Annotated in this window: 9 protein-coding genes and 1 pseudogene; 3 read left to right on the top strand and 7 right to left on the bottom strand. The window is 55.8% G+C overall.

Features of this window, described 5'->3' with window-relative positions:
• The 5 genes and pseudogenes from QNK41_RS21970 to QNK41_RS21950 form a co-directional block, all read right to left on the bottom strand.
• Positions 1-372, bottom strand: a pseudogene (locus QNK41_RS21970) (aminomethyl-transferring glycine dehydrogenase subunit GcvPB); the annotation flags it as partial.
• Entirely contained in the window at positions 369-1,703 is a 1,335-nt protein-coding gene (gene gcvPA / locus QNK41_RS21965) for an aminomethyl-transferring glycine dehydrogenase subunit GcvPA (protein ID WP_319261713.1), read from the bottom strand. The pseudogene QNK41_RS21970 and the gene gcvPA, both read right to left, overlap by 4 nt.
• 5 nt (positions 1,704-1,708) lie before the next feature.
• A complete protein-coding gene (gcvH, locus tag QNK41_RS21960) occupies positions 1,709-2,107 on the bottom strand; it encodes a glycine cleavage system protein GcvH (protein WP_319261711.1) in 399 nt (132 codons plus the stop codon).
• A gap of 56 nt (positions 2,108-2,163) precedes the next feature.
• Positions 2,164-3,435, bottom strand: coding sequence for an aminomethyl transferase family protein (locus QNK41_RS21955; protein WP_319261709.1), 1,272 nt, complete (start codon positions 3,433-3,435; stop codon positions 2,164-2,166).
• 179 nt (positions 3,436-3,614) lie between these two features.
• A complete protein-coding gene (locus QNK41_RS21950) occupies positions 3,615-4,058 on the bottom strand; it encodes an Lrp/AsnC family transcriptional regulator (RefSeq protein WP_319261706.1) in 444 nt (147 codons plus the stop codon).
• A gap of 541 nt (positions 4,059-4,599) precedes the next feature.
• Here QNK41_RS21950 and coaE point away from each other — a divergent pair.
• The 3 genes from coaE to QNK41_RS21935 all read left to right on the top strand — a co-directional run bounded on the left by coaE (position 4,600) and on the right by QNK41_RS21935 (position 7,907).
• On the top strand, positions 4,600-5,217 hold the full coding sequence (gene coaE / locus QNK41_RS21945) for a dephospho-CoA kinase (RefSeq protein WP_319261703.1): 618 nt from the start codon (positions 4,600-4,602) through the stop codon (positions 5,215-5,217).
• A gap of 332 nt (positions 5,218-5,549) precedes the next feature.
• Positions 5,550-6,224, top strand: coding sequence for an HD-GYP domain-containing protein (locus QNK41_RS21940; RefSeq protein WP_319261700.1), 675 nt, complete (start codon positions 5,550-5,552; stop codon positions 6,222-6,224).
• A gap of 93 nt (positions 6,225-6,317) precedes the next feature.
• Complete coding sequence (locus tag QNK41_RS21935; RefSeq protein ID WP_319261697.1) at positions 6,318-7,907, top strand: peptide chain release factor 3; 1,590 nt, start codon at positions 6,318-6,320, stop codon at positions 7,905-7,907.
• A 57-nt stretch (positions 7,908-7,964) separates the two neighbouring features.
• Here QNK41_RS21935 and QNK41_RS21930 read toward each other — a convergent pair whose 3' ends face one another.
• A complete protein-coding gene (locus QNK41_RS21930; RefSeq protein ID WP_319261694.1) occupies positions 7,965-9,647 on the bottom strand; it encodes a PAS domain S-box protein in 1,683 nt (560 codons plus the stop codon).
• Between the two features lie 144 nt (positions 9,648-9,791).
• Positions 9,792-10,508, bottom strand: a complete 717-nt coding sequence (locus QNK41_RS21925) for an enoyl-CoA hydratase/isomerase family protein (RefSeq protein ID WP_319261692.1) — start codon at positions 10,506-10,508, stop codon at positions 9,792-9,794.
• Positions 10,509-10,825 lie beyond the last annotated feature (317 nt).

Raw genomic sequence — 10,825 nt, 5'->3', positions numbered from 1 at the left:
CATCAGCTCCAGGGCGCCCTGGGAAAGGCTTTCCGGCAGCAGGGGATGGGCGCCGGCGAATCCAGGAATGGACGCCTGACGTTCGTTGGTCTTGGGGTTGTATTTCATGGTGCAGGAGCCCAGCGGGTACATGCCGCTGTCCACCCCAAAGTTCCACTGGGAGAGCTTGGTAAAGTGGCGCACCACATCCAATTCGGATAGATCCGGAAAATCCGGACCGTCGCCCACCAGGGCGTCGTCAAGCGGGGTTTCATCCACATCGCGGCGGGGCAGCGACAGTCCCTTGCGTCCCGGGGATCCTTTTTCCCAGAGCAGGGGTTCATTGAAGATCAGACCGGTGGTTCCCATCTTATCTTTTATTTGGTCTTTCATTTGGCCACCTCCTTTACCAATGCATCGATCCCTGTTTTAGAGATGGTTTCGGTCACGCACATCAGCCAGCAGTCGGACAGTTCCGGATAGTAGGGGCCGAGGTGCAGCCCGGCGACGATTTTCTTTTCCAGCAGCCGCTGCCAGGTGTCGGCAAAGCCTTTGGGGAAGCGCACCACGAATTCATTGAAGGTGGGCGCGCTGAACGGTGACTTATGGCCGGCATTGGCCAGTGACGCTTTGAGGTACTCGGCCCGGTCGCGGTTGAGCCGCGAGAGTTCGCGGATGCCCGTGCCGCCCATTGCCGCCATGTACATGGTGGATGCGGTGGCACACAGCCCCTGGTTGGAGCAGATATTGGACGTGGCTTTTTCACGGCGAATGTGCTGCTCACGGGTGGCCAGGGTCAGCACGAAGCCGGTTTTGCCGTCGCGGTCCGTGGTTTTGCCGATCAGGCGTCCGGGCATGGTGCGCACATACTGCTGCCGTGCAGCAAACATGCCCAGGCCGGGGCCGCCGAAGCTCTGGGGGATGCCGAAACTCTGTCCTTCGCCGCAGGCGATGTCCGCCCCACAGGCACCGGGGCTCTTGAGCAGGCCGTAGGCCAGCGGCTCGCTGAACCCGACTACGAACAGGGTTTTCTTATCGGCGTGGATGGTTTTCCCGGCGGCCTCCAGATCCTCGATGCAGCCGAAGAAGTTGGGGCTCTGCAGGGCCACGCCGGCCAGTTCGCCCAAGTCGGCCAGGCCGGAGAGGTCGGTGCGGCCGTCGGCGCTCACGGGCAGCTCGACCACCTCGAAGCCGGTGGGGGCAAAATAGGTTTCCACCACCTTGCGGTACAGCGGGTGAACGGCGCGCGAGACGGCCACTTTTTTGCGCCGCGTGGCACGGATGGTCATCAGCAGGGCTTCGGCCAGTGCCGAGGCGCCATCGTACATGGAGGCGTTGGCCACATCCATGCCCAACAGGCGGGTCACCAGGGTCTGGTATTCGTAGATGGTCTGCAGGGTGCCCTGGCTGATTTCAGGCTGATAGGGGGTGTAGGCGGTGAAAAACTCGCTGCGCAGCAGCAGCTGCCGGGTGATTTCGGGGATATGATGGTGGTAGCTGCCGGCCCCCATGAACACCTTGTAGAAAGGGGGCGTGCCCATACTGGCGGCCATGCAGTCCATATGCCCGTTGAGCTCCCACTCGGTGAGCGGCTCGGGCAGGTTCATCTTATCTTTCCGGCGGCAGTCGTCGGGAATGCTGGAGAAAAGGGCCTCCAGATCCGCCGCGCCCACCACCTGAAGCATCTGTTGGATGTCTTCTTTGGTATGGGGTAGATATCTCATGGGGTTTATCCTTTCAGCATCTCAAGGTAGTCGGCCTTGGATTTCATGGCCTCGAGTTCGGCGGGGTCGCTGGCTTTGATTTCAATCATCCAACCGCCGTTGTAGGGGTCGCTGTTCACCAGCTCGGGCTCATCGGCAAGGGCTTCGTTGATGGCCGTCACCTCCCCGCCGATGGGCATGTAAAGCTCGGACACGGCTTTGACCGATTCTACCGTGCCGAACTCATCGCCTTTGTCAAAGCTGCTGCCCACTTCGGGCAGTTCCACAAAGACGATGTCTCCCAATTGATCCTGGGCATAGTCGGAAACTCCCATGCGCACCACGTCGCCGTTTTTTTTGGACCATTCATGGTCGTCGGTGTATCGTACGTCTTCCGGTAGATTCAGTTCGCTGATCGCTTTCATGTTTTCCCTCCCTGTGATTGTTTTTTTCTATGAGATAAGCGGTGTCTTGTCCGCGATTAGAGCATGTCGGCCATCGGTTTGCGGGCGGTGCGATGGGGACGGACATCGTCCACGATGGAGACGGTAATTTTTCTACGGTTGTCGGCAATATCCACGTTCTGGCCGACGGACAGCTTCCGGTCAACCTTGACGAAGCCGCAGCAAAGCCCCTTGGCTTTGAAGCCTTCCGGCTTGTCCGGGCTGGCAACGCTGAAAATGTCGCCGTCGTGAAGCCCGATACCCATGTCTGTGGCGCAGGTGAGAACGGTCCCGATCGTTTGGCCGTCGGCATCGATGACCCGGGAATTTTCCCCGGCTGAGATTTTGCGCAGGTCCTTGCCAACAAAGGCGTGGGTGAATGAGAAATCCGTCTGCTTCTCCAGGGCGGTCCGACCGATGAAATCCTTGGTGAACCCGGTCTGGTCCGCCGTAAAGGGCAGGGCGAAGGGCCAGGGATGGTTGATGAATGGCCAGTGTCCGATATCCTGGTGGGAAAGCGGCAGCACGGCGCCGGCGCGCAGGCTGTCCCGGGCCGCCAGGCCGCAGGGCTTGATGTCGTAGGAACGACCGGCCTCCAGAAGGCGCTCCCACAGACGTTGAATCTTGTCCGGTGCCAGGAAAATTTCGAAGCCGAACTCGCCGGTGTATCCGGTGCGCGACAGCAAAATGGGGGTACCGTCATCCAGGCGGACCGCATCGGCCAGTGGCGAAGCTGGGTCAAAATGCCCCTTGAAGGAGAAGTAGGGAATGCCGGTAAAGACCGCTTTGGGATCGGCCAGAACCCCACCGAGAATTTTGGCCGCCGCCGGCCCCTGAATGTCCATCTTGCCCAGCTGATCGGACAGGTCGGTGACCGTGGCGTCCCGTCCGCCGAGATTGTGCCGCAGGTGGTCGGCAACAGCCCCGCCCATGCCGGCGTTGACCACCACCATGTAGCTGTCCGCCGCAACATAGAAGACAATCGCATCGTCGATGGTCTGGCCGTTTTCGTCTAAAAAGGCCCCATACACGCATCGGCCCGGAGAAAGAGGCTTTTTGGACCGTCCCATGCAGGCGTCCAGATCATTGGTAAAGCAATACTGGAGCAGGTCTGCAGCTCCCGATCCGGCGACGGTGACGCCTGCCATGTGGCTGGTGTCGAAGACACCGGCACCGTTCAGTACGGCTAAATGTTCGTCTTTCACCGACGAATACCACAGGGGCATGTCGTAGCCGCCAAAGTTTGCCATGTTGGCGCCTTGACTTCGATGCCAGCTGTTGAGAGGTGTCCTTTTAACGGTGGTTTGCATGACTTGTTTCCTTTGATGACTATAAGGGTTCGAGGATTCAAGGATTCGAGGGTTCAAGTGGGGCACCAACGCCTTGGGCAAGGTTAATCCGTTTATTCATGTGCCTGCCGAATTACAGCGTTCATGGCAGCACTCGCTTTTTCCTTGGACCCTTGACCCCTCGACTCCTGGAATCCTTTTTAAAATATATAAGGAACCTTCAGGTTGTAACTCTTATAAACCACAAAGGTTTCTACAGACTGTACACCCTCCAGCCGGGAAACCTCTTCGGTGTAAAATTCCAGCAGGCCGAATCCTTCCTTAAGCAGAACCATGAGGATCAGGTCAAACCGGCCGGTGACGACGCTCACCGATACCACCCCCCGAACGCGGCTGAACTCTTCGCCCTTTTTGACCAGGTCCATGGTGGTCAGCTTGACGCCCACCATCACGACCCGGTGACGTGGAACCGTTTCCGGGTCCACCAGGCCGACGATCTCCAGTACACCCTCGTCCTCAAGCTTGCTGACCCGTGATCTGACTGTATTTTCGGAGACGCCGAGATCCTCGGCGATGATTTTGTAGGACTTCCTGCCCTCCCGCAGATGGCGGACGATGGAAATGTTTAACTTGTCGACTTTCATCGATGGCCTTTCAATGCTGACGGGTTCGTAAAAAAGCCGATATCTGCGTTACGCTTCATCCATCGTCACTGCGGCGTACCGTAAGTACGCCTCATTCCTCTTACGCATCCATCAATGTTACGCGGATACTGAAAATTATTAGTCGAGCATGATGAATCTGTCAAACAATTTTTAAAAAATTGAAGTATTCGGCAAAAATAAGTTAAAAAAGGTTGAAAAAGACATTAATTGCGCTTAACTGATTGCAATGGTTCTTGCGGCGGACCGATCTTCAGGTTCGAAACAAACTAAGGAGTGTCTGTCCAGAAATGAGGGATTTTGGTCGAGATCAAGGCGTGCGAAAAATTTTACCGGAGGCGCCCTGAAAGAAGTGCCCTTGGGGTGCATATAGTTGATATTCCGAGGATAAAATTTTTCGCGCAACGCAGAGATCGGGTAAAATAACCATTTATGGATGGGCACTAAATAACCGAGATCGTGTCGGAGCCCCCTCCGCCCCGATCCAATGGTTAATACCCATTCGTATTCAAAAGGACGCCCCGTGATCATCGCCGGTCTCACCGGAGGCATTGCCAGCGGTAAATCGACGGTATCCGGATTTCTTTCCGATGCCGGCGCCCAAGTCATCGATGCCGACCAAATCGCCCGGGAGGTCGTCAAAGCGGGCACCCCTGGCTACGATGCGATTCTCGCCTTTTTTGGCCGGACGATTCTTATGCCCGGCGGGGATATTGACCGCAAGCGGTTGGGTGAGATTATCTTCAACGACCCGGATAAAAAAGCACGCCTGGACGCCATCGTTCACCCGTTGGTCTTTGAACGCTCAGCGGAAAGGATCGCCCAAATCGCCGCCCAGACTCCCGACGCGGTGGTGATCATGGACATCCCGCTGCTTTTTGAGGCGGGCATGGAAAGCGATCTTGCAGAAGTAATCGTCGTTTATATACCCGAAAAGCTTCAGTTGGAGCGACTCATGAACCGGGATGGTATCGATGAACAGGCCGCCATGGCCCGGATCCGGTCCCAGATGCCCATCAAGGAGAAACGCAGGCGAGCAACGGTTGTCATCGACAACAGCGGCACCACGTTCGATAGCCGGAGACAAGCGCTGGCGGTATTTAGGCAACTGAAGCAACGATCCAAACCCGACACGGAATGAGAACGCATAGCCGTTGCAGCCTTGCCCCGAATCGATCAACTCGGTGGCGTCGTGGCCGGATCCGCCACCGTCCGGTTTAACCGTCCGTTTTCGTTTGACACGCTTTCTGTGCTGCCTTATATTAACGCCGTTTGAAAACCTGATTCAGATTGAGACCTGAACACGACCCCGCCTGAGGCGAAACGACGCGTTTGACACCGCCCGATGGTCGTTCCATCTTGCCATATTGATCTATTTTCGTTTCGGCAAACTGGAAGTAATGCCCAAGGCATAAGCAATAAACTGGTTATCTCGGCACTTACGCGGATTGACCCGGAGGCTGTCTGGCATCCATGCGACAAATAGTGAAGGTCCGGAAACGGCTTTGTGAGCAGCACCTGCATACATTGAGTGAAATTTCGCGCGCCCTTGGGGAAAAAGACCGGTATACCCAGACCCACGGCTACCGGGTTTCCCTTTATGCCATGCGCCTCGCCCGGCGATTGGGATTTTCCCCTGAAGAAATCCGGAATGTGGGTATCGGCGGTTTGTTTCATGATGTTGGTAAGTTGGCCCTGAGCGATCGTATTTTCACCAATCGTGAAACCCATCTGCCCAGTGATCTTCAGCAGGAGGTGCGCTGCCACCCGCTGATTGGTGCCGCCCTGCTCAAGGATATCGACTTTATTAAACCGGCGGTGGATTTCGTGCTGTTTCACCACGAGCAGGAGGACGGGAACGGCTACCCCTTCGGCCTCAGGGCCGGAGAAATTCCGCCAGGCGCCAAAATCGTTAGCATTGCGGACTGCTTTGATGCGGTGACCACTGACCGTCCCTATCAAAAAGGGCAATCGGTAGTTTCGGCCTATGAAATCCTTCGTGAAGGCTGCCGCCGTTTTTTCTGTGAAGAGTACGTAGAGACATTCATCGAAGAGATCGAGGAGAACGGAACCATTCAAGACACACGCTTCGATCCGCTACTTGCCGATGAACTGGTTCGATCGGCCGCCGGATGCAGTGCCAGGTAATCCAAGACCAAAACTATCACTATGGGTTAGTAAATCGTTAACGGGCCGCATTCGGCCTGTTTTTTTTGGCAAACGAATAAAGACGAATCGCATATGGATCGACATTTCTTAGAAGAACTCAGAAAACGACGAACGTTCGGCATCATCAGCCATCCAGATGCCGGTAAGACCACATTGACGGAAAAGCTGCTCATGTTCGGCGGTGCTATCCAGATGGCCGGTGCCGTAAAGGCCAAACGGGCAGGACGCTATGCCACCAGCGACTGGATGGCCATCGAAAAAGAACGCGGTATTTCAGTGACGACATCGGTCATGAAATTCAATTTCAGCGGCTTTGAGGTAAATCTGCTGGACACACCCGGCCACCAGGATTTTTCCGAGGATACCTACCGGGTGCTCACCGCCGTGGACAGCGCGCTCATGGTAATCGACAGCGCCAAGGGAGTGGAGACTCAGACCGAAAAGCTCATGGAGGTGTGCCGTATGCGCAACACCCCCATTATGACCTTCATCAACAAACTGGACCGTGACGGGTTGTCTCCCCTGGACATCCTTTCGGATATCGAGGAAAAACTCCAAATCGAATGTGCGCCCCTATCCTGGCCCATCGGAATGGGCAAGCGGTTTCGAGGGGTCTACAACCGGTACCACCGGCAGCTTCACCTGTTCAGCCCCGGCGGGCAAACGCGCCACCAGGAAGGAATCCTGATCACTGACCTGGCCGATCCCCGACTGGACGAGATGCTGGGCAGCCAGGCAAGGGAACTGCGCGACGATGTGGAACTGCTGGAGGGTGCCGCCAACCCCTTCGAATTGGACCAGTACCTCAAGGGCAGCCAGACGCCGGTATTCTTCGGCAGTGCCATCAACAATTTCGGTGTACGGGAACTATTGGATGCCTTTGTGGAGATGGCGCCGTCCCCCAGGGCTCGGGCGACCACGACCCGCCAGGTCTTGCCCGAAGAGGATGCCTTTTCCGGCTTCGCCTTTAAAATTCAGGCCAACATGGACCCGGCCCATCGTGATCGTATCGCCTTTGTACGCATCTGTTCAGGCAAGTTCACCCATGGCATGAAGGTTTTCCAGACCCGCATCGACAAGCAGGTCACCTTGTCCAACGCCACCATCTTTATGGCCCAGGATCGCGCCCACGTAGATGAGGCCTATCCCGGCGACATCATTGGCCTCCACAACCACGGCACCATCAGCATCGGGGACACCTTTTACGAAAAAGAACCGCTCAGTTTCACCGGCATTCCCAATTTTGCGCCGGACCATTTCCGCCGGGTCCGCCTGAAAAACCCCATGAAGGCCAAACAACTCCTCAAGGGGCTCACGCAGCTGGCCGAGGAGGGAGCTGTCCAGTTTTTCCGCCCCTTGCTGGGGAACAACTATATCCTTGGCGCTGTCGGCATTCTTCAGTTCGACGTAACCATGGCACGCCTAAAAGCCGAGTACGCGGTCGATGCCGACTATGAACCGGTGACCTTTGCCGCCGCCCGGTGGGTAACCAGCACGGACAAGAAAAAGCTGGACGCCTTTGAAAAGGAAAAGCATGCAAACCTGGCCCTTGATTCCCAGGGGAAGCTGACTTATTTAGCCGCCAGCTTGTGGCGCCTTGAAAATGCCATGGAGGAGTGGCCGACGATCCGTTTTCATAAAACCCGCGAACTGGCAGCTTGATGGCATCGCCAGACCGGATGGGCTGGGAATTGAAGCGACAAAAACAATTGCACAAGGCTAACGAATCCGGCCGCTGCCATCAAGAATGGTGTCGGAACCATCGATGGCAAGCAGGTATGACCTGAGGTTGGACCGCTTTTTCTTGAGGCCCAGTTTCCTTCGAATGGTATAGCGGACGGCCTCGATGGTTCGGGTGGACAGCCCCAGGATGCGTGCGACATCTTTGGTGGTCTTTCCCTGTTTGACCAGATTGGCCACCTGGATTTCAGCGGGGGTGAAATTCAGGTAGTGCCTGGACATGCGCCGGGACAGGGGCGAGATGATTTCGTTGAGATTGGACTCCACCAGGTTGAGATAGACCCGCTGGTGCTCATCCAAGCGACTGGCCTCGAGCTTTTCCAGGTATGGTAGAATCAGGCTCTTGGCGTTGGTCAGCATCTTCTCTTCCACTTCCAGACGATCCGCTTCACGCTTTTGCAGGAGCACCTCCAAGGCTGTATTGACTTCGGACAGGCTTTCGGTTCTCTCCTTCAGCTCTTTTTCCCTGGCTTTCAGCGCCGTAGTGGCTTCCATTTCCCTGGTGATGTCCAGAACGATACCGTTGAAAAACAAACTATGGTCGGTTTCGTCGCGTACCGCGACGGAGATGATATGCAGCCATCGCCACCCGCTGCCCGAGCGGTCGCGAATCCGAACCGTTTCATCCAGCCGGTGGGTGTTTAGCATCTTCAGTCCGGCGGCCAGCAGGCGTTCACGGTCATCCGGGCGGAGCATCTTGAGCCAGGATTGAAAATCGGTTACCTGGGTCAGATCGACGATCTCCCCAATGGATGGGCTGATAAAAATACGCCAGGGCTGGTATGGGGTTTCTGGCCGGTGGCGCAGGCGGAACAGAACGAAGTTGGATGCGCTTTCCATGAAGGAACGCAGGTGGCGCTCGTTTTCTCTAAGCGCCGCTTCCGCCGTGACCTGCGCGTCGATATCCCGCAGCACCGTCACCCGAACCTCGCGTCCGCCGATCTGGATCATCTTTCCCTGGATCATCACATGAAACCGGGTGCCATCCTTTTTCACGGCTACGGCATGGTAAGGCATTTCGTAACCGGTGAGCATGTTTTCCCTGACCCGTGACCGATAGTCCGGTGCGATGACGTCGGTACCGAAAATGCCGATCAACGCTTCGCGGGGTGTATCAAACAAAATGGAAGCGGTGCGATTGGCGTCAATGCAGATCCCTTTACTGGAAATGAACACCGCTTCAAAGGTCGCATCAGACAGCGCTCGGTATCGCTGCCGGCTCTCTTCCAATTCGCTTTCCGTGCGGATCAGACTGCTGATGTCCTGGATCTGAACAATCAAATAGCGGGCAGCGCCCGCCTGGTCAGCGACCACGGCGAGATTCAGCAACCCCCGGACCGCTTTTCCACCCTGGTGCAGGCATTCGAGAGTGAGCTGGGTATGGCCTGGTTTGCCGGCCAACATGTCCCGGGACAGTTCCGACAGCCGACGCCAGTGGCCCGGCGCCATGATGTTTTCCAGGCGACGATCCAGAAGTACTTCTTCCGGATAGCCAAGCATGGTGCACAGGGTTGAATTGACCTTGATGAAACGGCCGTCGAGAAGCGTGATGGCCATTCCGGTGCCCGCCTGGTTAAAAAGAGCACGGATCAGTGCGTCTTTATCCTGAAACGGGTCGTTCGAAAAAGGTTTCGGCGGGTCATGCCGGGGAGATCTTTTCATTTTCCCCTGTTTCCACGGGTTGGTTTTAGAAATGGTCGTAGTGGGTGAACACATGGGGTTCGCGGTGTTTGGGCGCACTCCCCACCTTAGCGGGATACCCCAACGGAACCAGGGTGACCCGATCATATCCGTCTGGAACGATGATCAACCGATATTGAATTGGCCCGACTCGATATAGGGCACATCCTCGACATCGATGGCCTGGACGATGGCTTGATTCAGCCGTTTTTTCATCTCCACGACCACTGGACGTCTTTTGTTGACGGCCATGGCGAAGGCCATGGTTTCCTCCATGAGTGTGCCGATGGGACAGGCCTTGTGAACAATATGATGGTCCACACATTGATCGGCAGTCAGCCGGACACCGGTGTACTCCATGTACTCCACCATGTACATGGGCATGGCCTTTTTCAACAGTTCGTTCATGCCCGGCAAAAAAGGGATCCCCAGGTCCACTTCGGGGAAACAGAAAAACCCGCGGTCTGATCGCATGAAACGGAAATCAAACGCACAGCACATAATGGCACCGCCGGCGAAAGCGTGCCCAGAAATTCCGGCCACGGTCACTAGCGGATAGGTAACGATGCGTTTGAACATGCGGTTTAGCAGGTAAAAGTAATCTTTGGCCAAAGCGAGGTCATTTTTTTCTATGACCGGCACCAGCCACTCCAGATCGATGCCGTTGGAGAATATCTTTTCATGGGATGCGGTCACCACCAGGGTGGTGGCATCGGTGGTATCCTCAATCTCATCGAGAACGCCTAAATAGGCGTTGATAAAATCCGGATTAAACCGATTCTCCCCATCGTTCAGGGTAATTGTGGCAACATGCTCATTTACCGCGTACGTCACCATTGTCATGGTCTGCTCCTAAAAATGCGTCGATGGTTGGTCATGGATGGGGTTCAAATTGCGGCAACCGCAATAGCCGCCTGGCGGCGCTTATGCTTATAGCCTGCGATTGGGGTTCACAGCGTTATAGCAAGGCAGCTCTGGAGCTGCAAGTAAAAGAATGCAGCCGATGGGAAACTAACTAGTGTCCGTCCAGAAATGAGGGATTTTGGTCGAGATCAAGGCGTGCGAAAAATTTTACCGGAGGCATATAGTGGATATTCCGAGGATAAAATTTTTCGCGCAACGCAGAGATCGGGCAAAATAACCATTTCTGGATCGGCACT

The sequence above is a fragment of the Desulfosarcina sp. genome, assembly GCF_033791525.1.
Taxonomy (GTDB): Bacteria; Desulfobacterota; Desulfobacteria; order Desulfobacterales; family Desulfosarcinaceae; genus Desulfosarcina.
Note: the sequence above shows the minus strand (reverse complement) of the source record. Positions and strands in the feature narration are given on the sequence as shown.